The sequence below is a fragment of the Paenibacillus sp. FSL R5-0928 genome (assembly GCF_037970385.1).
GTDB classification, from domain to species: Bacteria; Bacillota; Bacilli; order Paenibacillales; family Paenibacillaceae; genus Paenibacillus_AQ; species Paenibacillus_AQ odorifer.
This window is the reverse complement of the sequence record NZ_CP150225.1, coordinates 470,119-494,147: the sequence shown is the minus strand read 5'-3', so window position 1 is coordinate 494,147 and position 24,029 is coordinate 470,119. Positions and strand designations below refer to the sequence as shown.

Annotated in this window: 21 protein-coding genes and 1 riboswitch; of the genes, 11 read left to right on the top strand and 10 right to left on the bottom strand. The window is 45.4% G+C overall.

Annotated features, from left to right (window positions below):
- Positions 1 to 72: 72 nt before the first annotated feature.
- Positions 73 to 1,122: a lactonase family protein gene (locus MKZ16_RS02195; protein ID WP_076103835.1), complete on the bottom strand. Its 1,050-nt coding sequence runs from the start codon at positions 1,120 to 1,122 to the stop codon at positions 73 to 75.
- A 249-nt stretch (positions 1,123 to 1,371) separates the two neighbouring features.
- Between MKZ16_RS02195 and MKZ16_RS02190 the strand changes: the two genes are divergently transcribed.
- From MKZ16_RS02190 to MKZ16_RS02180, 3 genes are all read left to right on the top strand, one after another.
- Complete coding sequence (locus MKZ16_RS02190; RefSeq protein ID WP_036682650.1) at positions 1,372 to 1,632, top strand: GlsB/YeaQ/YmgE family stress response membrane protein; 261 nt, start codon at positions 1,372 to 1,374, stop codon at positions 1,630 to 1,632.
- A gap of 207 nt (positions 1,633 to 1,839) precedes the next feature.
- Entirely contained in the window at positions 1,840 to 2,340 is a 501-nt protein-coding gene (locus MKZ16_RS02185) for a cytochrome c biogenesis protein CcdC (RefSeq protein WP_036682651.1), read from the top strand.
- A gap of 402 nt (positions 2,341 to 2,742) precedes the next feature.
- Positions 2,743 to 3,705 (top strand): L-lactate dehydrogenase, encoded by a 963-nt coding sequence (locus MKZ16_RS02180; protein ID WP_036682652.1) that lies wholly within the window; start codon positions 2,743 to 2,745, stop codon positions 3,703 to 3,705.
- A gap of 109 nt (positions 3,706 to 3,814) precedes the next feature.
- Here the strand turns inward: MKZ16_RS02180 and MKZ16_RS02175 are convergent, their stop codons facing one another.
- Together MKZ16_RS02175 and MKZ16_RS02170 are read right to left on the bottom strand one after the other, a co-directional pair.
- The gene (locus tag MKZ16_RS02175) at positions 3,815 to 5,857 is read right to left on the bottom strand and encodes a methyl-accepting chemotaxis protein (protein ID WP_235219477.1); all 2,043 of its coding nucleotides are present in this window, start codon (positions 5,855 to 5,857) and stop codon (positions 3,815 to 3,817) included.
- A 180-nt stretch (positions 5,858 to 6,037) separates the two neighbouring features.
- Entirely contained in the window at positions 6,038 to 8,272 is a 2,235-nt protein-coding gene (locus MKZ16_RS02170) for a heavy metal translocating P-type ATPase (RefSeq protein WP_076103833.1), read from the bottom strand.
- Positions 8,273 to 8,536: 264 nt separating this feature from the next.
- Between MKZ16_RS02170 and MKZ16_RS02165 the strand changes: the two genes are divergently transcribed.
- A complete protein-coding gene (locus MKZ16_RS02165) occupies positions 8,537 to 9,298 on the top strand; it encodes a CPBP family intramembrane glutamic endopeptidase (protein ID WP_036682655.1) in 762 nt (253 codons plus the stop codon).
- A gap of 451 nt (positions 9,299 to 9,749) precedes the next feature.
- Here the strand turns inward: MKZ16_RS02165 and MKZ16_RS02160 are convergent, their stop codons facing one another.
- The 7 genes from MKZ16_RS02160 to MKZ16_RS02130 form a co-directional block, all read right to left on the bottom strand.
- Positions 9,750 to 10,115 carry a metalloregulator ArsR/SmtB family transcription factor gene (locus MKZ16_RS02160; protein WP_036682656.1) on the bottom strand — a complete coding sequence of 122 codons (366 nt, stop codon included), beginning with the start codon at positions 10,113 to 10,115 and terminating at the stop codon, positions 9,750 to 9,752.
- A 100-nt stretch (positions 10,116 to 10,215) separates the two neighbouring features.
- Positions 10,216 to 10,950 (bottom strand): ABC transporter permease, encoded by a 735-nt coding sequence (locus MKZ16_RS02155; protein WP_076103831.1) that lies wholly within the window; start codon positions 10,948 to 10,950, stop codon positions 10,216 to 10,218.
- A 1-nt stretch (position 10,951) separates the two neighbouring features.
- Positions 10,952 to 11,668, bottom strand: coding sequence for an ABC transporter permease (locus MKZ16_RS02150; RefSeq protein WP_076103829.1), 717 nt, complete (start codon positions 11,666 to 11,668; stop codon positions 10,952 to 10,954).
- Positions 11,665 to 12,576, bottom strand: a complete 912-nt coding sequence (locus tag MKZ16_RS02145; RefSeq protein WP_036682661.1) for an ABC transporter ATP-binding protein — start codon at positions 12,574 to 12,576, stop codon at positions 11,665 to 11,667. The genes MKZ16_RS02150 and MKZ16_RS02145 overlap by 4 nt, the downstream gene beginning before the upstream one ends.
- A 70-nt stretch (positions 12,577 to 12,646) precedes the next feature.
- Positions 12,647 to 14,074: a HAMP domain-containing sensor histidine kinase gene (locus tag MKZ16_RS02140; RefSeq protein ID WP_076103828.1), complete on the bottom strand. Its 1,428-nt coding sequence runs from the start codon at positions 14,072 to 14,074 to the stop codon at positions 12,647 to 12,649.
- Positions 14,071 to 14,745: a response regulator transcription factor gene (locus tag MKZ16_RS02135; RefSeq protein WP_038568445.1), complete on the bottom strand. Its 675-nt coding sequence runs from the start codon at positions 14,743 to 14,745 to the stop codon at positions 14,071 to 14,073. Before MKZ16_RS02135 ends, MKZ16_RS02140 begins: the two co-directional genes overlap by 4 nt.
- Positions 14,746 to 14,864: 119 nt before the next feature.
- Positions 14,865 to 15,284, bottom strand: coding sequence for a pyridoxamine 5'-phosphate oxidase family protein (locus tag MKZ16_RS02130; protein WP_076103826.1), 420 nt, complete (start codon positions 15,282 to 15,284; stop codon positions 14,865 to 14,867).
- A 160-nt stretch (positions 15,285 to 15,444) separates the two neighbouring features.
- On the opposite strand from MKZ16_RS02130, the gene MKZ16_RS02125 reads away from it, so the two are divergent.
- The 7 genes from MKZ16_RS02125 (at position 15,445) to MKZ16_RS02095 (ending at position 23,214) form a co-directional block, all read left to right on the top strand.
- The gene (locus MKZ16_RS02125; protein ID WP_076103825.1) at positions 15,445 to 16,665 is read left to right on the top strand and encodes an MFS transporter; all 1,221 of its coding nucleotides are present in this window, start codon (positions 15,445 to 15,447) and stop codon (positions 16,663 to 16,665) included.
- Positions 16,666 to 16,737: 72 nt separating this feature from the next.
- Positions 16,738 to 18,201 carry a hypothetical protein gene (locus MKZ16_RS02120; protein ID WP_076101301.1) on the top strand — a complete coding sequence of 488 codons (1,464 nt, stop codon included), beginning with the start codon at positions 16,738 to 16,740 and terminating at the stop codon, positions 18,199 to 18,201.
- Positions 18,202 to 18,359: 158 nt separating this feature from the next.
- Positions 18,360 to 18,470, top strand: a riboswitch (TPP riboswitch).
- A gap of 161 nt (positions 18,471 to 18,631) precedes the next feature.
- Complete coding sequence (locus tag MKZ16_RS02115) at positions 18,632 to 19,681, top strand: ABC transporter substrate-binding protein (protein WP_076101299.1); 1,050 nt, start codon at positions 18,632 to 18,634, stop codon at positions 19,679 to 19,681.
- Between the two features lie 745 nt (positions 19,682 to 20,426).
- A complete protein-coding gene (locus tag MKZ16_RS02110; protein WP_036682688.1) occupies positions 20,427 to 20,720 on the top strand; it encodes an MTH1187 family thiamine-binding protein in 294 nt (97 codons plus the stop codon).
- A complete protein-coding gene (locus tag MKZ16_RS02105) occupies positions 20,717 to 21,478 on the top strand; it encodes an ABC transporter permease (protein ID WP_036682669.1) in 762 nt (253 codons plus the stop codon). Before MKZ16_RS02110 ends, MKZ16_RS02105 begins: the two co-directional genes overlap by 4 nt.
- A 34-nt stretch (positions 21,479 to 21,512) precedes the next feature.
- A complete protein-coding gene (locus MKZ16_RS02100; protein ID WP_076107449.1) occupies positions 21,513 to 22,346 on the top strand; it encodes an ABC transporter ATP-binding protein in 834 nt (277 codons plus the stop codon).
- Positions 22,347 to 22,575: 229 nt separating this feature from the next.
- The gene (locus MKZ16_RS02095) at positions 22,576 to 23,214 is read left to right on the top strand and encodes a hypothetical protein (protein WP_076107435.1); all 639 of its coding nucleotides are present in this window, start codon (positions 22,576 to 22,578) and stop codon (positions 23,212 to 23,214) included.
- The last annotated feature ends 815 nt before the right edge of the window (positions 23,215 to 24,029 follow it).

Genomic DNA, 24,029 nt, shown 5'->3' with positions numbered 1-24,029 from the left:
CCACTCACGAAAAAATGAATGGATTACGGGAATAGCCCTTATTTTTACGACATACAATAACCTAGTCTCAGCCTACAACGCTTGCACACAAACAGGTGACTTCATTTCCAATTCATTTCCTGTAGGGATTAATCTGCCACTCTCACTATCGATGGAGAACGAGGTAATATTATCACTATTCTGATTAGCAGCAAGCAGCTTATCCCCAATAATTGCAAAGTTACGCGGAGTACGCCCGCCGGTAACCTGCCAATCCACCGCTTCAAGCAGACCCGTTAATTCATCGATATGGAACAGGGCGATACTGTCTTGTCCGCGATTGGAGACATACAGGAATCTGCCACAAGGGGAGACATGAATATCGGAAGCTGTATCGTCACTACCAGCAGTATAATTATCAGGAAGCGTGCTAAGATGCTGTAAAATATTTAGATTTGCATCCTGTTCATCATTAGCAAATGCCGTTACTGTACAATTCAGTTCATTCGCCAGGTAGATCCATTGTCCAGAGGGATGCACCGCCAGATGACGCGGACCTGAACCAGGTGGCAGATTAAGCTCACGATGTTTTACCAGTTTGCCCTCTTCAGGGCGATAGATCACAATTTGATCCAGTCCCAAATCGCACACCAGCACATGTCTACCACTTGCGTCCGGAATGACAGAGTGCGGATGCGGAGCCTCCTGACGGTCTTCACGAATGCCTGAACCCACATGTTTTACTTGGTCGGACATTTCTTGAAGCGAACCATCTTCATTTACAGGAAAAGCATTAACATTGCCTCCCGAGTAATTGGAGACGAATATGTAATCTTCCTTAGGACTAACGGAGACATAACAAGGAGCGCCGCCTTCCGTAGAACGACTTCCAAGTGATTGCAACGCTTTAGTTGCGGGATCAATTGCATATGCGTAAACCTCACCTTGATCCTTCTCACTAACTGCATACAACACGCTGCCTGCACTATTCACAGCTAAAAACGATGGGTTCTCAATTCCCTCGGTACCCTCAAGAATTCTCATTTCCCCCGATAAAAGACTAAGCGCACATAACTGAATCGCCTTCTCATTCTCAGAGTTATACGTTCCTACATAAAACAATGCCTCATTAGCCCGTTCCATAATAGTGGCTCCTTTATCTTTATGTATTGTATTACTTCTTACTTACCCTTTACTAATAGGGGTTTACTCATAATTTTATAATATTTTTTCACTATAGCATGTTTATAGTTGTAATACATTATCGAAACTGCATTTAGAGCCTACTCCCTAACTATTCCGGAAGAAGTAAGTTTTTCCATGTGGTTTAAAGATGGTCACAAAGGTTAATAGTAGACATCGCAAACAACAAAACGAAGGAGTTGAAGTAACATGAGTTTTCTATGGATGTTAATCGTTGGTGGGGTTATTGGTTGGTTGGCTGGTCTGATTATGGGAAGAGATATTCCTGGTGGTGTTATCGGTAATATCATCGCTGGTATTATCGGTTCATGGCTCGGTGGCGTGCTTCTGGGAAGCTGGGGACCTAAAGTAAGTGATTTCTACTTCTTCCCTTCTTTGATCGGTGCCGTTGTGCTGATCTTTATCGTGAGCCTTATTCTCCGCTCGACAAGTGGACGCAGCCGTTCGTAAGTCTGGGCTGAGATAATAATATTCACATCAATAAATCCTCGTCAGAGTATGCTCTGGCGGGGATTTTTGTATGTATCGCTCCTTTAAGAAAAAATTCCTAAGCTGGAATTGTAGCGGGTATGGAGCCAATACACTTCAATGTTTTGCCATCGTTTTTCTGTTATAATGAAGATACAAGTGACTGAAATCATAGAGAGGTCGTGTATCATGGGTAACATAAACCCCTCGCTTCTACATATTGGCTCTACATTAGGAGCTTTGTTCATGGCGCTGATGGTTATTTTCATTCGTCTAAAAGCAAGCGCACGTCCGGTTACCATTCGAAAAATATGGATTCCACCTCTCGGTATGTCGACGGGTTTTGCCATGTTTGTAGCACCTGCGGTCAGGTTCCCATTATGGTGGGCGGCAGTCGCCTTTCTGATTGGCTGGTTCATCTTCGCGTATCCTCTTATACGCAGCACCCATTTTGAACAACGTGATGGACAAATTTATGCTCAACGCTCCAAGAGCTTTGCGTTTATCCTGCTCGGACTTCTTCTAGTCCGCACTTTACTCCATGAATTTATTAACCGTTATGTGTCTATCCCACAGTCCGGTGGTTTGTTCTTTATTTTAGCCTTCGGCATGATTGTTCATTGGAGATTTTTTATGTTCAAGCGTTATAAGGCTATGACTTCCTCGGGGAGTCTGCTGCCCCAGCCATGATTGTCAACAATGATCCTAAGAAGCCATCTCAGGGTGCTTACCCGATATCCTTGAGATGACTTCTTACCTCTTGTAACTCAAGCTTATGTTATATCCTCTGCTTTTTTCTACTTTTCACCCTTTTCTGACATCAATTAGCCATCCTCTTATTACATCCTCTTTTAGTACTTTACATACACTATAGGGATAGATCACCTAAAATATCTAACTCATTATGTCACCTATTCAGCATTAAAAAGAAAAAATATACTCTTTGTAAGTCCGATGTCAGGTAACCTGCGAAGGGATACGTTAAACTATAAGCATACCTAACGATAAGCTTCCAAAAGACCTTAATGCTGAAATAAATATCATTTGGAAACCTATACTGCGTATAACTTTTAGAGAGTGAGGACAAGGCAATTGAAAAGTAAATCGAGAAAAGTAGCCATCGTCGGGGCCGGAATGGTGGGTTCAAGCTGTGCTTACTCCATGGTTAATCAGGCCATTTGTGACGAGATAATGATGATCGACCGCACCTATGATCGGGCTATGGCACAAGCACTTGATCTCTCGCACTGTATGGATTTCACAAGCACACGCACAAAGGTATATGCCGGAACCTATAGCGATTGTGCAAAGATGGATGTAGTTATCTTAACCGCTGGTGCTAATCCAACAGCCGGGCAGACCCGACTTGACGTATTGGAAGCCTCTGCTGTTATTACTAGAGAAATCATTACCAACATCATGGCTGGGGGATTTGATGGAATATTCGTAGTCGCCGCTAATCCGGTCGATATTGTCACTTATATGGTCTGGAAAATATCAGGTCTGCCTCGCCACAGAATTATCGGTACCGGAACTTCCATTGACTCGTCGCGCCTAAAAACACTGCTCTCCGATGTGTTCTCCATTGACCCGCGTAGTGTTAATGGCTACGCGTTAGGTGAACATGGCGAATCTCAATTTGTAGCTTGGTCCCATGTGACAATTGGCGGCAAGCCTATTCTACAAATTTTGGATCAGCATCGCGAGCGGTTCCCGCATCTGGATCTGGAGGATATCTCCCGCAAGACAAAAGATGCCGGCTGGGAAATTTTCACCCGTAAAGGCTCCACACATTTCGGGATTGGCAGCGCACTTGCCTACATTACCCGTTCGATCCTGAATGATGAGCACAAAATTATCGCCGTATCCGCCATTCTGGATGGAGAATACGGACATAGTGGTGTATGCACGGGTGTGCCCGCCATTATAGGCAACACTGGGATTCAAGAGCTGCTGGAGCTTAATTTAAATACAGAGGAAACCCAGAAATTGAACAACTCCTGCAATATTGTACGTGCAGGCATCGAGAGTCTACAGCTGGAAGAAAGCATTTAATCTCATAAAGAACAAAAAAAATCGCTACTTTGGGAATTGGTGAAATAAGCCCACCAGCTCCCAAAGAGCGATTTTTTGTATTATAAGGAGATGAATCTCAGTTTATCTCCTACTTTTTAAACTTCTCGATTTCTTCTTTCAGCACAGACATCACTTCATTAAGTGATTCCGCCGAGGACACGACATCCTTCATAATCTCCGTCTGCTCCGCTGAAGCTAATGAGACCGCCTGAGCATTCTCAGCAGATTCTTTAGCTATTCCGAGCATATCGGATATAGAAGCCGTTATTTCTTCTGTGCCAGCTGACATCTCTTCATTAATTGCTGACACATCCTGTATTTGCGACGATACTTCACGGATCGAAGAACGGATATGATCAAAGGAAACACCGACGTTTTGCATTTTTCCCATTCCATCGCCAATTTCCTCAATACTCTTCTTCATGGAATCCGCTGCACTTGTTGTCGAAGACTGAATGCCGCCGATCAGCTCCACTATACTAATGATGGAACTGTTCGTCCGCTCCGCTAACTTCTTCACCTCATTCGCAACTACACCGAAGCCACGGCCATGTTCCCCAGCTCTGGCAGCCTCAATAGAAGCATTTAAAGATAATAAGCTTGTCTGATTGGATATCTCAGAAATTACATCCACAATTTGTCCGATCTGTTCCGATTGCTCACTTAATTTACCAATCATCTCGGCTGTCTGATTAGCTGTGGAACTGATAACAGCCATCTGTTGCAGTGTAGATTGGATTTCCAAATAGCCACTCTCTACTTCTGAGTTGACCGTCTCAGCCTGATCTGATACCGCTGCAGAGGACTCAGCAATACGTTGCAAACCTACGGCCATCTCTTCCGTTGCTCTTGCCGATTGCTCCGAGCCTCTGAATTGCTCTTCCATTCCTTGAGCCACTTCTTGGATAACTGTTGCTACCTCTGCTGAAGTATAAGACGACCGTTGAGCCGATTTCAGCATTCCTTCTGAGGAATAAGAAACCTCCACTACCGTTGTATCAATCTTGTTGACAATACCGGAGAGTGTCTCAATCATATCATTGATATTTTGACTCATCTCGCCGATTTCATCTCCGGATTGCACTTTAACCCTCTCATTCAGATGACCCTCTGCCACCTTTTTCATAGTGGAGGAAATAGCTTTAATGGGTCTAACGATAAGGCGAGTAAGGTAGAGAGAAACAAAAATTATGACGAGTATAACTGCCAATAAGATGAACATTGCTGTTCTTTGTGCAGAGGTCACTTTGGCAAAAACCTCTTTCTCCGGTACTGTTACAAGAAGCTTCAGGTCAGTATCTGGAATGGTCTTAAAGTATGTAATGACTTTCTTACCATCTTCGCCCTTATAAGTTTCGGACCCCTCTTTGTTGCTCAAAATCTTGTCAACGACCTTCTGAAGAGCCGGCTCTTTAGCGTAATCGGTAATTTTTTTGCCCATACGACTGACGTCTGGATAAGTATAATACATGCCATCATTTGAGATTACGTATCCAAATCCGGTATCCGCCATAGTAATTTCATTACTCATTTGGGCAAGAACTTCAGGAGTAATCGAGAAGACAATACCTCCCATAAATTGCTTATCCTTATCCATGACAGGAACTACAATCGGAATGATATATTTATCAAGCTGCTCCAGATAGGACATTTCCCCCAACACAGGCGCATGCGTTTCTTTCGCTTTCAAGAAATAGCTCGCATCTGCTACACTTGCGGTCATGTTCATCATATTAGTTAACTGGCCGTCTTTACTGATGACACTGTAACCTTCTGTCTCACTGTCACTTTCCTCCAGCACTTCTATCACAGGGAAGATACTTGCCGGATTTGTAAAGTCGAACTCAGGGTGCTGGGATACCAGATCCTTTACGGACGAGGTTTTATTGGATAGCCACTCATCCATCCGGAATGTATTCGTATTAATGGTGTCCTGCGCCATTTGCTCACTGTCTGTGCGTGTGACATTGCCGAAATAATCAAGTAAAAATATGGTCGCTACCATGAGCGGCACGATTGCAATAGCTAATATAACAGATGACCACTTAAGTTGAATTGACGTCGCTTTTCTCTTCGTTACATTTTTTCTCATTTTTTTCATCTTGTTTCCTTTCATTTCATTTTCATTCACGATGAAATAGCCTCCTCACTCCATTTGTTATAATATCTCCTGATGTGGATATATCTTCTATATCGGCAAAAATAGACAAATTCTTTGCTGGAGAATAAAAAAAGTAAGCCCTAAGACCCCTAAAACCGGAATCCTAAAGCTTACTTTTGTTGAAATCTTTTATATAAACACCAAAGATACTTAACCCTCGTCTTGCACTTTTAAAGCTCGAATACTGTTCAGTACGGCTAGTACGGTTACCCCTACATCTGAGAATACTGCCTCCCACATCGTGGCAATCCCAAATGCACCGAGCAGAAGGAATATAGCTTTTACACCTAAAGCAAAAATAATATTTTGCCATACGATGGCTCGAGTACGCTTGGCAATTCCGATAGCTATAGCAATCTTCGAAGGCTCATCGGTCATAATTACAATATCTGCTGCTTCAATGGCAGCGTCGGAACCAAGTCCCCCCATAGCGATCCCGACATCGGCTCTAGCCAGTACAGGAGTATCATTAATTCCGTCTCCGACAAAAATAATCTTCTCGCGTGGAGACTTATCACGATCCAGCTTCTCGATGGCCTCTACCTTATGCTGTGGTAAAAGCTCTGCGTGTACCTCATCTACCCCTAACTGCTTCCCTACATCTTCAGCTACGGCGAAAGCATCACCTGTCAGCATCACCGTCTTGCGTATACCCAGCTTTTTGAGACGCTGAATGGCCTGTAGTGAGTCCTCCTTCACTTCATCCGCGATCACCAGATAACCTTCATATTGATGATCTACCGCAATGTGAACAACGGTACCGCTCTGATCTGGGACCTCATAAGCAATTCCCTCACGCTCCATCAGACGTGCGTTACCTGCAAATACGGTCTTGCCTTCGATAGTTACTTCGATACCATGACCAGAGATTTCATTGTAATTCGAGATAGCTTCCTTAGAAATCTGTTCACCATAAGCCGTCCGAATCGACTCAGCGATCGGGTGATTGGAATGGCTCTCCGCATAAGCGGCTGTCCGCAGTAATTCATCCTTAGATTTGCCACCCGACGGGTAAATCTCCGTCACCTTAAACTGTCCCTTGGTCAATGTTCCCGTTTTATCAAAGACAACTACCTTCACATCATTTAGGGCTTCCAGGTAGTTACTTCCCTTAATCAGAATACCGCTGCGTGAAGCTGCACCAATCCCTCCGAAGAATCCCAGTGGAATCGAGACCACAAGCGCACAAGGACAAGAGATTACGAGGAATACAAGTGCACGGTAAATCCAATCCGAAAAAGTCGCACCACTGATCAGCAGTGGAGGAACGACGGCCAGCAGAACTGCTGTGATCACTACTACAGGCGTGTAGGCACGTGCAAATTTAGTAATAAAGTTCTCGGTTTTAGCTTTGTTGCTTGATGCATTCTGCACTAGCTCCAGTATTTTGGATACGGCCGATTCTCCAAAGGTCTGAGTAACTTGCACAGTAATTACGCCGTTCCGGTTAATAAAACCACTTAACACCGCACTTCCTGGACCAGCTGATCGTGGTACCGACTCTCCAGTAAGTGCAGATGTGTCCATCATGGCGTTACCTTCAAGTATAGTTCCGTCAAGGGGTACCTTCTCACCGGGTTTAACAACAATCAAATCTCCGATGGCTACTTCCTCAGGTGAGACCTTCTTCAGATCATTTCCAAGCTTGAGATAGGCAAACTCGGGGCGAATATCCATAAGTGCCGTAATAGATCGGCGTGAACGATTCACAGCCAGACCTTGGAACAGTTCTCCAATCTGGTAAAACAGCATTACTGCCACGCCCTCTGGATACTCACCAATCGCAAATGCACCGATAGTTGCCAGAGCCATCAGGAAATTCTCATCAAACACCTGGCCACGGATGATGTTCTTAACCGCCTGCCAGACAACTTCACCACCCACGATAAGATAGGCTGCCAAAAAGATCAGCAATTCAACTACTCCATCCACGGGCAGGAATATCCCAGCTAGAGCAAGAATTCCACCAGCGCCTAACCGCAGCAATATTTTGCGTGTATCACCTTCTCCATGCTCGTGAGTATGACCATGACCTTCAGCATCCTCATGATCATGATGATGTCCATCAGCTTGATGGCCGTGCTCATGGTGATCATGCGTATGTTCATGAGCACCGCTATTGCGCGCCTTGTGATTGCCCCCAACCTTCTCTTTCACATTTACGTGGGGCTCAAGTGCCTTCACCGTTTTCTTCGCTTCTACAATCGCTGACTCCTCATACCCTGCGGCAGTTTCCAACGTCATTGTTTTTGTTACAAAATTAACGGAACAAGACGATACACCTTCAATCTTCTTCACCTTATCTTCAATTTTCATCGCGCAATTGGCGCAATCCAAGCCTTCTAATTCCCACTGACGTTTTAATTTTCCTTGCATTGTATCCATACGGCACATCTCCTCAAATAAAAACCATATATGAGCACTTGTTCATATGTTATCTTAGCCCTATTATATTCCCTTTATATTTCAAGGTCAATACGCGATACACACCATTTTTCTACATTATCTTAAAAATTAAATCAATTGACCTTTACGTGAAAATATGTAAAATCATGTATGACCCAAAGTAAGTTTCTTACATACGAATGACCCCATTATCAATGAAGCTCGATGGGCAAATGATTTACACAGAAGGGATGAATTTAGAACATGTCAAAGCTAGCCAAAACGTCTTCTTTTTCACAGAAACACCCCATTTGGAGCGTAGTTATTATCGAGGTGTTATTACTTGTAGCCGTAACTGCCGCCGGGGCTTACGCAACAATTAAGGAACTTGCGTACAACGCCCCTGTACTTATCTCCTTCATCCCAATCGCGCTTGTACTCATCATCTACTTTACAGTTAAGCGCAAATGGAGCACGCTCGGCTTCCGACCTCTAAACACCATATCCTCCGGCAACTGGATCTATTATGCCCCGCTAGTAGTGGTCCTGATTACCATATCCTTTAAGGGTTTTCGTGAGATCAGCGCATCCGAGGTACTGTTCTTTATTTTCTTCACCCTGCTGGTCGCTTTTGTGGAGGAAAGCATCTATCGCGGTTTGATTTTTAAGACCTTGCTTCCTAAAGGGGCTAAAACAGCAGTGATCACTTCAAGCATTCTCTTCTCTATTACCCACTTACTTAATGCATTATCCGGCACAGATATCACACAAATTCTTCTACAACTCGTATATGCGCTTCTGATCGGTTTTGCGCTAGCCTTGCTGATGCTAAAAAATAATAATATTCTTCCGCTGATATCCTTTCATTTTATACATAATTTAATTCAGTTTGTGGGCAACGATAATACGAGTGAATACATGGGAATCGATCTATTTATCCTGCTAGTGCTTGCTGTGCAATGTGTCTGGCTAGTGTTGTCCTTTAGAAAACCAAACCTAACGAAGAACCTAAATCAAGCCAGCTAATAAGCTAAATCCTTACTTCAAAATACAAGGCTTCAGTGGATTTAAACGCATTGGTTAACCCCGACGCAGCCTGGTTTAATTGGGATGCTACTTAGTTTAGTTGAGATGTTACTTAGTTAAGCTGAGATGTTACTTAGCTTCATTAGAGCAATATTTGTCGCAAACCACACAGCTAACGGACCCAATTGACACTAAAAGCAGTATTATCCCCGGTTTAGCATATTATCGGACCCCATAGGCGCTATTGGCATGAAAAAGAGCAAAATAAGACCTCTTTCTAAAGAATAACTGCACTGAGGTCCGCAACTCTGCTCAAAAAGCGATTATTGTGCAAATAACGTCAGCTGGGTCCGTAAGCCGTAGTGGATGGTTAGGACTCGTCGGCATAATAAAAAGAGGGACTCCCAAAAGCCATCCAATGGCTGCTGGGAGTCCCCCTTTTTGCAACTAGCTATTCGTGTCGGACATGCTCGTGGGTCTGTAAAAAGATCTGCTCCACATGCGCATCGTTCAGCGAATAGAATACCGTTTTCCCCTCTTTACGGCGTTTCACGATCCGTAGATTCCGTAAATAACGGAGCTGATGGGATATCGCAGATTGGCCCATATCAAGGATCACGGACAAATCATGTACACATAATTCTTGCTGGGACAAAGCGTAAATGAGCCGCACTCGTGTTGGATCACCCAACGCTTTGAACATTTCTGCCATTTTATCAGTAATCCCACGGTCTGGCAGGATCAATGCAATGGATTCCGGTTCAAGCTCTGAACCCTTGCATGTATTGTCGCAATCTTCTAATGCCGTTGGCTCCATGCTCTCGCCCTCCTCCATCTTAGCTAATTATATTCTTTAATTATAAGAAAAACAGCACGGGATGTCCATTGAGGAGGAGTTTATAGCCTCTGATTGTGAATCAGACTGCTTTACGATAAAAGGAGATTAGTCCTGCGGCAAAAAAGACAATCAAGCTCCCTCCCACTATCATCATCAGTGTCTCTAAAGGCAGATTAAAGGCACCAAATCCGTCATCACCATAAGGACTCATGGCCAACATCGGCTGTACCCAAGGATAGTAGGGGCCGTAGGTTGAAGAATTAGCGATGAGTATATTGGGAATGGTCAGACTCACATTCAGCGCCAGCGGTGCGCCGAAGCTGCTCCAGCTTTGCGAGATCGCCAGCTGCAATGCGGCGAGTGGTAGGCAGGCTACAAAGCCGCCAAATACTGATTTTAGCAGCAGCGCCCAAGGGATTGGATCTGGTGCCCCACGGAACAAGCCCATTCCCAGCACCATAACGAGGAACGTTATTTGCACAGCAGCCAGCAATCCGATGATCATCACATATTTTGAGAGATACACCGACAACCGGGTTACAGGCAGAGACAACAATAGCTTCCAGCCACCGTCATGATGCTCATAACGACAGATCAGGGCCGCAAAAATGCCTGAAAGCACAGGCAGAAACAGCAAAGCATGCATCATTGACATCACACTTAACAGCAGCTCCCAAGTCATCTTCTCGCCTTGATTATCCGATAACAATCCGGGAACCAGTGATAAAACCGGACTTCCTATGACTAAAAGCCAAACATATGATCTAGACATTTTTAATCGCTCTGAGGATAATACTCTCCAAAATGACTTCATCTTAATCTACATCCTTTCGAGCGAAATGCACTGCACCCGGCAAAAACACCAGCATTCCCAGCAGCAGACCCGCACCGCTGAACAAGAGGCGATTAGAGGAGTCCCACGCCAAATATGGCCATGTTAAAGGCACCCACTCCGAAAGGAACATGGAGAAAAATGACGTCAAAGATAATGTGATCCCCAGGGCAACCGGCAGTGTCTGATTACGATTAGCCAGGGAAAGCCACAGCTGTAGCGCGATGACCGGCAGAGCCGCAATATAGGACATAAAGCCAATTCTGAGTACATCCACATAAGGAATAAGATCTGCTTTGAAGCCCAAAATAAGCCCTAAAATAACTATCCCCACTGAGAGCAACAAACAGGAAACTGCCACAAGCAGCAGACAGAGCGTTAGCTTAGCCATAAACACTGAAGTACGGGAGATAGGCAGTGCCAAGAGCTGCTTCCACGAGCTCATCTGATGTTCGACATTTGCAATCAGCGAGCATACTAAAGTGCCTCCCAGAAAAAGAGCTGTGGGCACAAACCCGGACACATTATCCAGTAGTCCTCCCCATAAATCCGCGCTATACTGCTGACGCAGATAATCATAACGAAGGCCAAAGTTAAGGCCCTGCATGGCTACTAGACCAATCGGTCCTAGAAACACTAGAAACCAAATTCCTTTGCCGCGGATTTTAAGCCAATCCGCTGACAACGCCCGCCACATCATGATTCCCCGCCTCCCACAACCTGTAGGAAGAAGTCCTCAAGCGATTGTCTCCGCTCCTCTACACGATAGACAGCGTGCCCATTCTCTACCAAAGCTTTGACTAGCAGCGCTACTCTTGCATCGTTCATTCTTGAAAAAATCAGTTTTTGCTCATGTAGTGTCCCTTCATACCCCCGGCCTCCAGCGAGACGTAACGCAGACTCTGGTTCCGAAACCGCAAGGCGTATCTCGCCAGCAGCCTGTTGTTGCAGATTAGCTATTGTATCTTGGTACACCATTTGCCCTTGGCGAATAATACCCACGGTATCTGCCATTTGTTCAATTTCACTAAGCAGGTGACTGGATACTACAACCGTAATTCCTTGCTCCTGTGGCAAACGTTTGATAAGCCCACGAATTTCCTGAATCCCTGACGGGTCGAGTCCGTTCGTTGGTTCGTCCAGAATAAGCAGCTCTGGATTCCCTAACAAGGCAGCTGCGATACCAAGTCTCTGCTTCATCCCGAGGGAGAACCCTTTGACCGGACGTCTCTCTTCCCCGGTTAGAGAAACAATATCTAGCACCTCAGCGATTCGTGACTTCGGAACATCCAGAATGCGGCGGATCGCTTCGAGATTGTCCACAGCGCTCAGATGCCCATAATACGAGGGGGATTCGACAAGCGACCCTACCTTCCGTAAAATTTGCAGCTTATTCTTCCGAAGATCCTGGCCGAACACTTCAATTTTTCCAGATGTCGGTGTAATTAGGCCAAGCAGCATACGGATTGTTGTAGTTTTCCCAGCTCCGTTGGGACCCAGAAAACCATAAATCTCACCCTTGCGGATATTTAAATTCAAATTTTCTACCGCAGCCCGGCCACGATATTTTTTCAATAAATCCTTAGTTTTAATCACTGTTTCTTCCATGTTCTTCACCTCGGTATACAGCATAACGTCCCAAGGTTAAGAACAAGGAAGTGCCAAGTTTAAGTTTTGTTTAAATTTCACGACGCGGATCAAAGATTACAATAGAAGTGCCTTCGCCTGTGCTCTCCATAACCCATTCCAGCTCCATATGCTTCATCAAAAGATCGACGATAGACAATCCCAAACCTGCCCCCTTGTAATCGGATGGACTCTGAATGCCTCGACCATGATCCGCAATAATTATGGCACGTTGTTCATTACGTTGCTCCGTTGAGATCCCGACATAATGCCCGCTGCTGGCATGTCGTACAATGTTTTGATACAAATTATCGAGAATACGGCGGAACCAGACCTCATCCACCCTCCAGAATAGCGGTTCGGCTTCCAGGTTAATATCAATGTCGAAGCCCTCTTTTTCCCATACGGGGTACCAAGCAGCCGCACTTTCCCGCAACAAGCGTAAAACATCTTTACGTTCCAGCTTTAAGGTTACCCGTCCACTATTGAGCAGATTGTAAGATAAAAGATTCTCGATCAGGACGCTAAGATCCGCAATACGCTCATCCATAAGCTGTAAGGACTGCTTACCTTTTGAGGTCAGATCCTCTTTGGTCATAACATGGATATGGCTGCGAATGACGGTTAGAGGTGTACGTAAATCGTGAGATAGATTCGAGACTAGACGCTTACGCAACTCTTCCTCTTCTATTTCCCTGCGTCGGCTTTCATCCAGTTTGGTTACCATCGTATTAAAAGCTTCCTCCAGGCGACCGATCTCGTCCAGTTTGCCTGTCACTATAGACTTAGGCATTCTATCCGGGCCTGTAATCATCATCGCGGTTTGCAGTTGCAATAGCCGTTTGCGAATTTTTCTAAAGAACATCCACGAAACCAGAGCGAACCCTCCAAAAAGGGTAAATAACACAAAGTTATACCAAGCCCAAGCCCCTAATCCCCCATAAGCCCCTTTGTTCAGCAGCTCACTTGGAATTTGCATCACTATAAATCCCTTGCCTGCCTCCACCTTGTCCCCCACGAAAGCAACGATGGCTAAAGGATCACGATTCGTACTTTCTTTCATAAATGAAATAGCCTCAGCCGCAGTCCACTGATCAGGAACTTCATGGTAAATCTTATCCGTATCCCCTTCATCAGGTGTGAGAATCAGCTGGGTTTTTCCCTGCCCGTCTACCCAAAACATAGTAGTCTCAGTGTATTTTCGACTCAGTTCATGCAGCCGCTGATTTATGGCTTCCGAAGAAGCATTTTCTAAGTGAAGTGCCTCCTTATGCCACATAGTCTCCAGCGGTGCAATATTCGAATACAGGGATGTATCTACAGGCGGGGCACCTTTAGTCACTTCGTTAACAATATTGTAGCCAACAAAAGACAGCGGAAGGACCACAGGGATAAATAGCAGTGCAGAAACGATAATTAGCAAATACCCTGATAACAAAGAGGAATTGCGTTTCTTGCGAATGCGCTCCAATCCTCTCATGCTCTTACCCGGTATCCGATCCCACGGACAGTTTCGATAATTTCCGGATTACCCGGATCAAGCTCCAGCTTTTCGCGCAAATAACGAATATGTACCATCAGAGTTTTATCCCCTTCGATATAAGCCTCACCCCACACGGCCTCGTAGATCTGCTCCTTCGTCATAATCTGGTTAAGATGACGCAGCAAATAGGAAAAAATCTGAAATTGCTTGCCTGTAAGCATGATTTCTTCCTGAGTCTGAGCATTCATCACGCGGTTATCCCCTTCATATACGACTAGATGTTTAAGTGTGAGCGAATCCTGAACAGATGCCCCATTCCTTCGGAGCAGCACCTCGATTCGAGCGGCCAATTCATCCGGATGAAAAGGCTTGGTCAAATAATCATCCGCGAATTCCAAACCTTGCAGCTTATCATCAATCGAGGTTCGGGCAGAGAGCATTAAAATGGGCAGCTTAGGGTAGGAACGTTTCAATCGTTGCCCGATCGTAAACCCATCCAGACCAGGAAGCATAACATCGAGAATAGCCAGTTGGCAGGCGCCTGCTTCTTCCATCGCACCTTCGCCGCTCCGTAGCCAGCGGACACTATATCCTCTTTCGCTTAAATCAGCAGACACTACGCTGCCAATCTCACGATCATCTTCAATATATAACAGAGTAACGCTCATGTAGCTTTAGCTCCTCCCCGATATGAATACCTAAAAAGTTGAAGTCATTATAACACATCAAACAGCCCTCCTACCCCATAGGGGATAGGAGGGCTGTTTGATCAATTCAAGGCTATAGCTTATGGCTGCCATACTCCATGCTCTTTATTGCTACCTACATACTCAATACGTGTTGGAGTAAGCTCCAAAATCACATAATTAGGATCATCAGGTCCAGTAAACCATGGCTCCAGCTCTTTATTCCATACCTTGGAGCGCAAGCCTTCATCCTTAGAGACGGTAGCGGTCGCTTCAATCTCCAGCAAATCTTTGCTTCCGCCGGCCTCATAGCCAAGCAGTACAAAAGCATTCGGATTATCGGATAACTCCTCCACTTTATGAGTTTTGCGATTTGTAGCCAAATAAATCTTCAAACCCTCATGGAAAATGGCCATATAACGTACTTTCGGCTTATTTCCTTCTTCGATCGTACCAAAGGAACCGAACTTGTTGTCATCCAATGCTTTAATAATGAGTTGTTCCAGTTGTTTGTTATCCATTACGTAAATCTCTCCCTTCAAGCATGTAAACAAAAGTTTATATATCCAAGCTCACCGTTTGGATTTATCATAACAATGGTGCTTATTATAATGTACCCTTCAGGTTCACATTGAATCCGACCTTACTCCATAAACTACATCAAGATAAGGAGCTTACTTCGTGAAAAAACTGATTTGGATCGGCTGTCTCTCCTACTTCGTTATCGGTCTGGCACATGTTGTGCTGGGATCTATTCTGCCCGTTCTACTGCAACATTATGATCAAAATTACAGTGCTGGCGGTGAATTAATCTTTAGTCAATTCGCTGGTTTTTTAGCAGGCGTGTTGGTCTCTCCCCTACTTAATCGCCGCTTCGGTAAACGTGGAGGCATCCTCATTGCCACCAGTCTTCTAATAGTTGCAGAAGTTGCCTATGCCTTTCTACCGCCTTGGGGCTGGATGTATTTTATCGCTGTTGCCGCAGGTTTTGGTTTCGGGATGATCGAAGCGGTTATCGGCACCATCATTATTGGTGCTGTAACCGAAGGAACGGCTATTGCGATGAGCCGGCTCGAAGTTCTATTCGGGATAGGCGCACTCGTGATGCCGCTTATCGCCAGTCCGCTCATTGCTGCCGGAGCGTGGAGATTGGCCTTTCTAATCGTCGCTGCCTTCTCTTTGATTTCTCTTATCCTCTGGGCAAGAGGACACTTCGGTAATCTACAACGCATGCTGGATGAACGTGCCTCTGTCCAAGGAGCAGACAATTCGCATTCCTCAAGCTCACGTTCTAACAAAAAATTTCCGTATAAAGGTAAGCAATGGATTCTGCTAGGGATCTTCATCGTTTTCTTTTTTCTTTATGTAGGCACAGAGATGAGTTTAGTCAACTTTATGCCGGCTATCTTTATTGCCAAGCTAGGGATGACAGAGTCTGCGGCAGCACTGACAGTCACTTTCTTTTGGCTGGCGATGTCTACAGGAAGATTGTTTGCGGGTGTAATTGCCGAAAAAATATCTTATCGCGTGTACATTCTCAGCAGCTGTTTACTAACCTTGTTACTGCTGACACTCTTTCCGTTCACTGAAAATCGTATGGCTGCTTTCATTGTAATTCTGCTGCTGGGGCTGTTTATGTCCGGTATTTTCTCCATTGCATTGGTTTTCTCCAGCAAAATGCTGCCTGGCACCGAAGAGTCAACACCCAGCATTATGATTGCTTCCGGAGGCGTTGGTGGTGCTTTGCTACCTCTGTTTACGGGCTGGTCTATGGATCATTTAGAAGTGGCGCAAACAGCCGGATTACTTGCCACTTTTGCTGCCTTCTTGTTCCTGCTAAGCATTGCCGCATGGAGGTTCCAAGCCAGGCAAGCGGTGGAAGGAAAGAGTTCCCGTATTTAGAATAGTATCAACGTTATCCTTTTAGGGTAATGTGATCTATAAGCATATTCTGAGCACAAGGATGGACAATGAATGAATGAGTCTTTAAATGAGTCTTCAACTGAGCCTTTGTTACATACTGCGCTTATGCAGTTTATATTTCCCTTCTCTATAAAAAAGGGCGATTCTAAGCAGCTTATCCAGCAATTACAGGACGACGGATTCACACGTTTTTTTCTGGATAACAAAGAACTGGAAGCTGCCTATTATGGAGAAGGTTACTGTGTTTCCCATGAACGAATGGAGCGCACCTATTTACCGTTTGCCGCACACGTCCTTTTTCCGCGCAGGAAGGATGCCGACTCGTTTCGCCGTTTTTCCAGAGTAAATAATCTCGACTGCATTCTGGAGATTCCGCAGCAATCTATATTTTTCAAAATTCTCTCGACGGATATATTCATATGTCCCTTTCAGCTTGGATTCGTGACGATACGTGTCCAGCTGGAGGGGGATTCGATTCCCTTTAGTATTGCCCTAGAATTCGCGGATCGTTTCCGTGCGCTAGAGAAAACCTTCATACAGGATGACTACACTTATATTCATTGCGGGGAACAGACCTATGAGATGGTAGAGGATTTTGTCTTCCGAAATTTGGTGGATGGACTGGAGCCATATCTGGATCAATCGGATATCAATGGGGCTTATTTTGAGACCCTTCCTTTTTTCGTAGATGAAAGAATGCAGGTACAAGCTTTTTACGGCTTTCAGAATGAAGAAAGTTCTGATGAGATTAGTGTAAATCTACGCTATCGCGCCTCACAGCTTGATGGAATTGATCTGAACGGAAAGCCCTATGCCAGTGCAAGCGATCCAGCGTATATTGCAAACTATTGTCATGAGCATTCCTATAATCGCTGGGGCCCAGACACGTATTATATGATGAATGAGCAGACCTTTTGCTGCATGACCCGGGCTGAACAGGAGATTGCTGTTAGTCTAGCCAACCAGATGTACGGGCAATATTATTACGGATTTTTACTCAATATTTTCCACAAAATCGTTCTGCTGAAGCTCGCCAATATGCACTCCCGACTTCGGATTAATCATGATTATGAGGAGATAGACAATCTAATTTACTCCATTAATAAGTTCTCGGCGAAGTTCTACTTCTTGGAGTTGATTTCGCAGTCGCAGGGCCGGGAGATATTTCTTCAGCTGCGCAAAGTATACGGAAACGACGCTTTGTTCGAGGAAGTGAAAGAAACCTTAAATGATCTGTTTCAGTATCAGGATAAGTTTCAGTCCAAGCGACGGGATAATCTGCTGATGATTCTCACTGTATTTACGGTAGTAAGCGGGATTTACGGCATGAATCAGGTCATTGACGATCTGGATGGAAAGATTCAATGGAGTAAAATGATTGGATATTCCCCCTTTGAATTTCTTGCCCTCTTCGTGATCATGAGCGGGATTCTGATCAGCGTTGTCCTCACGCTAGGGGCGCTGGTTAGTGAGCTTAAACGGCGTCACCGCAAGAAATATAAAGATCTAGACTAGCAAAAAAGAAACTACTGGATTGGAAAAATTCAGGAGTGCACTACTAGACATTCCGAGTACAGCCGTCTATAATACACCGTATGCGAGAAATATAAGATATAAAGTATGGGTACAAAACTTATACTTACTTATATTGCACATAGAAATACCCGTTAACTTCATAGAACCAGGGGTGCTGGAATTGGCCGGCTGAGATTGTATCCCACAAGATACTGACCCTTATACCTGATCTGGATAATGCCAGCGTAGGAATCGCCAATTGGTTCTGGTCCCTGTGACCTTGACTAACCTTGCGCCAAGCCAGCGTCCCGATCACTCGGGGCGCTTTTTTTGTAAGATCACTAAAAGATGTAGAAAAACGTACATACTACACTTTACGGTTCATGTTGTGAAGACGGGATTCTTGTAACCTTAAAGGAGAGAAGAAGACATGCACCTCAAAAAAGCACTTACGTTGTGCCTCACCTGTGTACTCATTCTTGCCATTGCCGGATGCGGCAGCAACAATGGGAATACAGCCGGAAACAAAGCAAATGCTACTGATCCAACTGCAGCGGCTGGGACGGATGCTCCAAAAGAGCTCACCAAAGTTAAAGTCGCACTCGACTGGACACCGAACACAAATCATACCGGTCTATACGTAGCTAAGGATCTTGGTTACTACGCTGAAGAAGGCCTGGACGTCGAGATCGTTCAGCCAGGCGCAGCGGGTTCTGATACTATGGTTACCTCTGGCGAAGCCGCTTTTGGCATCAGCGCCCAAGAAGGATTAACGCTAGCCCGTCTACAAGGCGTGCCCCTTGTCTCGATAGCAGCTATTATTCAGCATAATACGTCGGGATTCGCCGCTCCAGTAGATCGCAATATTAAATCACCAAAGGATTTCGAAGGTAAAACCTACGGAGGCTGGGGCTCACCGGCCGAAGAAGCAGCCATGAAGGCCATCATGGATCCTGAAGGTGGCGATGTGAAAAAGGTGAAGCTGATCAGTATCGGTGAAGCTGATTATTTTACCGCCGTCAAACGTGACATTGATTTCGCCTGGATTTTCTACGCTTGGACTGGCGTTGAGGCTGAGTTGCGTGGCCAGCCATTGGATATGCTGTACTTAAAGGATTATGCGCCACAGCTCGATTATTACACGCCTGTGCTGACGACGAGTGAGAAGCAAATTGCAGATCATCCTGAGCTGGTGAAGGCCTTCATGAAAGCCACATCAAAAGGTTATCAATATGCCATTGATCATCCGGAAGAGGCTGCCGGTATGTTATCGAAGGCCGTTCCTGACCTGGACGCCGACCTTGTCCTAGCTAGCCAAAAATGGCTTAGCCCAAAATACAAGGACGATGCTGCCCGCTGGGGCGAGCAAAAAACCGAGGTCTGGCAAAATTACGGCGACTGGATGTATGATCTGAAGTTGCTGGATAAACCGCTGGATGCTGCTAGTGCATTCAGTAATGATTTTTTACCGGCGGAGTAGAGAGCGGACTTCAGAACCAAGAAGGTTGGACGTTACTTGAGGAAGGAGGAACGGAGCGTAGTGATGTGCTACGTGAGTACCGGACTTCCCAAGTTCGTTCAAGATTCGACGTCGAGTTTGCTTCCTGAATTACTTCGCTATCAAAGTTGGCTTTTTGAACTTACCTTATAATTTAAGAGTTCAAAAAGACGGCTTTCAGAACCAAGAAGGTTGGACGTTACTTGAGGAAGGAGGAACGGAGCGTAGTGATGTGCTACGTGAGTACCGGACTTCCCAAGTTCGTTCAAGATTCGATGTCGAGTTTGCTTCCTGAGTTACTTCGTTATCAAAGTTGGCTTTTTGAACTTAACTTATAATTTAAGAGTTCAAAAAGACGGCTTTCAGAACCAAGAAGGTTGGACGTTACTTGAGGAAGGAGGAACGGAGCGTAGTGATGTGCTACGTGAGTACCGGACTTCCCAAGTTCGTTCAAGATTCGACGTCGAGTTTGCTTCCTGAATTACTTCGTTATCAAAGTTGGCTTTTTGAACTCACCTTATAATTTAAGAGCTCAAAAAGTCGGCTTTCAGAACCAAGAAGGTTGGACGTTACTTGAGGAAGGAGGAACGGAGCGTAGTGATGTGCTACGTGAGTACCGGACTTCCCAAGTTCGTTCAAGATTCGATGTCGAGTTTGCTTCCTGAATTACTTCGTTATCAAAGTTGGCTTTTTGAACTTACCTTATAAAATGAGAGGATTGATTATTGTGGCTAACACCCTACTAAGCATTCAAGTAATTCCAAAAACTCCGAACAATGAGGATTCCATCCCATACGTAGATAAAGCGATTGAGGTCATTCAAAAATCCGGTGTTAAACATCAGGTGAATCCGCTGGAAACCACAATGGAAGGTGAGCTTAGCGAGCTGCTGGAGGTTGTGCGTCAGATGCAAGAGGCGTTGATCGAAGCAGGCAGTCCAAGCGTAATTTCGCAGATCAAAATCGCTCATAATCCTAACGGAATCAGCATGGATAAATTGACGGAGAAATATCGGCCGTGAGATCGACCTGGAAGCTAATATGGCCGCCCCTTGTGGCGGTCGTCTTCTTTTTAACCGTATGGCAGCTATCTGTATCTGTATTTCATATTGAATCCTGGATTCTGCCGAGTCCTGCTGATATTGCCCGTGAATCCACCAGTAACGCTTCTGGTCTTTGGGCTCATACGATGGCTACGCTGCGGCTCACTTTAATTGGTTTTCCCATCGGTACGGGGGTAGGTCTGATCGTCGCTTTGCTTTTGCATCTTTTGCCTTGGGCTAGACGGGCTTTTTATCCACTCATTATTCTGAGTCAAAATGTTCCCTCCATCGCGCTCGGCCCCCTGCTCATTATCTGGTTCGGCTTTGGTCTTTTGCCCAAAATCGTGCTGATTACACTAGTATGTTTCTTCCCTGTAGCTGTCGCTGCGATGGGCGGCCTGGCCCAAAGTGATCAGGTCATGATGAATTATATGAAAATGGCTGGCGCAAGCAAGTGGCAAATCTTTACCAAGCTGGAGCTGCCCTCTTCTATCCCGGCACTATTTTCCGGTGTAAAAATATCTGCTACTTATGCGGTTATGGGCGCCGTGGTCGCTGAATGGATTGGCGCGGATAAAGGTATTGGCTATTATATGCTTCTGCAGAAATCGGCTTATCGTACGGATCGGATGTTTGTCGCTATTGTTATTATTGTACTTTTAAGTCTTGTACTCTTTGCTATTATTGCATTGCTGGAAAAATGGCTGGTTCGCTGGAAGCCGCGCCGTAACTCATAGAAAGGAAGATGCCTGTATGTCTCAAGCGATGCAAATGCAACACAGAACAACAGAAGTCATCAGCTCTCCTGAAGCTCATACCGCGGCACCCGCCCTTGAAGTGAGCGGCATCTCCAAATCTTTTTTCCATCGTCGCCGTGAGACAAAAGTTCTGAATAATGTCTCTCTCAAGGTAGAGCAACAAGAATTCGTTTCGATCGTTGGTCCTTCCGGCTGCGGAAAAAGCACCTTATTCCATATGATTGGCGGCCTTGTGAAACCCGATGCAGGCACGATCCGCATGAACGGTAAGGTCGTTACAGGTCAACGCGGTGAAATTAGTTATATGCCGCAGCAGCCTGCTCTTTTTCCTTGGCGTACGATTGAGGATAATGTGCTGCTTGCTGGGGAGATCAAGGGCGCACTGCGGGATGGAGCCCGCGAGGAAGCACGCCAGTGGCTTGCCAAGGTTGGGTTAAGCGGGTTCGAACATGCTTATCCGCATATGCTGTCTGGCGGGATGCAGCAGCGTGCAGCTTTTCTCAGAGCATTGCTCGCTCCGCAGGAGCTAATGTTGCTGGATGAACCTTTCAGCGCACTCGATGCACTAACTCGCAGTGAAATGCAGCGCTGGCTGCTTGAGCTGTGGGAAGAGAATCGCCGCTCTGTGCTGTTCATTACTCACAACATCGAAGAAGCGTTGCTGCTCTCTAATCGTATCTATGTATTTTCCGGCCGCCCCGGCTCCATCCTGCATACAGTCGATGTGCCGTTTCCGCGGCCACGCCGTGATGAGATTACGGACTCTCCCGAGTTCCTTAAGCTCAAACGCCAGTTGTCACAGTGGATGCGAGAGGAACAAGCTAAAAATAGGCAGCCGCTAGCTTAATCGCTAACCACTGTAAACTGATATCGCTGGTATAGCGGTGTCAGTTATTTATTTGCAGCGATAAATTCCCTAACATATTTACAATTGGTGCGGATGTATCTGCTCATTTAACAAATTTCACTCATCATAGTAGGGATCACATTAAATGTGTGGCGAAAACGGCCTCCGTGTTGGTAATGGATAGTAACCGGGTTGGGCTGGGGACATTTACGGGATTTATACCGTTGATTTGTTTCGTTGGGCCGGATTCGGCTCATTCTACGGGATTTATACCGTTGATTTGCTTCGTCGGACCGGATTCGGCTCATTCTGCGGGATTTATACCGTTGATTTGCTGCTTCGGGCCAGGTTCGGCTCATTCTACGGGATTTATACCGTTGATTTGCTTCGTCGGGCCGGATTCGGCTCATTCTGCGGGATTTATACCGTTGATTTGCTTCGTCGGACCGGACTCGGCTCATTCTACGGGATTTATACCGTTGATTTGTTTCGTCGGGCCGGATTCGGCTCATTCTGCGGGATTTATACCGTTGATTTGCTGCTTCGGGCCAGATTCGGCTCATTCTACGGGAATTATACCGTTGATTTGCTTCGTCGGACCGGACTCGGCTCATTCTACGGGATTTATACCGTTGATTTGCTGCTTCGGGCCGGATTCGGCTCATTCTGCGGGATTTATACCGTTGATTTGTTTCGTCGGACCGGACTCGGCTCATTCTACGGGATTTATACCGTTGATTTGTTTCGTTGGGCCGGATTCGGCTCATTCTGCGGGATTTATACCGTTGATTTGCTGCTTCGGGCCGGATTCGGCTCATTCTGCGGGATTTATACCGTTGATTTGCTTCGTCGGGCTGGATCCCAGTAATTCTAAGGCATTTTTGCCTTTCTTTTGCCTCTTCGGGCGGAATTCCAGTGACTCAAGGGAATTTATCCCCTTATTGTACCCCCTTAGCTTTTAGCTTGAATTAAATACGAGGCTATGGCATCAACCAGAATCGGTGTTGTTTATTATTATTAATTTGTTTAAAGGTCACAACTATAGTCGCACTTACATTCTACTCGCTACTCTTACACTTACTCCCACTACTCACTTTTACTCCTACTCCTTACCTCAATCCCACTACTTACTCTTGCTCCTACTCCCTACCTCAATCCCACTACTCACTTTTACTCCTACTCCTTACCTCAATCCTACTACTTACTCTTGCCTACTCCCTACCTCAATCCCACTACTCACTTTTACTCCTACTCCTTACCTCAATCCCACTACTTACTCTTGCTCCTACTCCTTACCTCAATCCCACTACTCACTTTTACTCCTACTCCTTACCTCAATCCTACTACTTACTCTTGCCCTACTCCCTACCTCAATCCCACTACTCACTTTTACTCCTACTCCTTACCTCAATCCCACTACTTACTCTTGCTCCTACTCCTTACCTCAATCCCACTACTCACTTTTACTCCTACTCCCTACCTCAATCCCACTACTCACTTTTACTCCTACTCCCTACCTCAATCCCACTACTCACTTTTACTCCTACTCCTTACCTCAATCCCACTACTTACTCTTGCCCCTACTCCTTACCTCAATCCTAATACTCACTTTTACTCCTACTCCTTACCTCAATCCCACTACTTGCTCTTGTTCATACTCCTCATCTTACTCCCACTAATCTC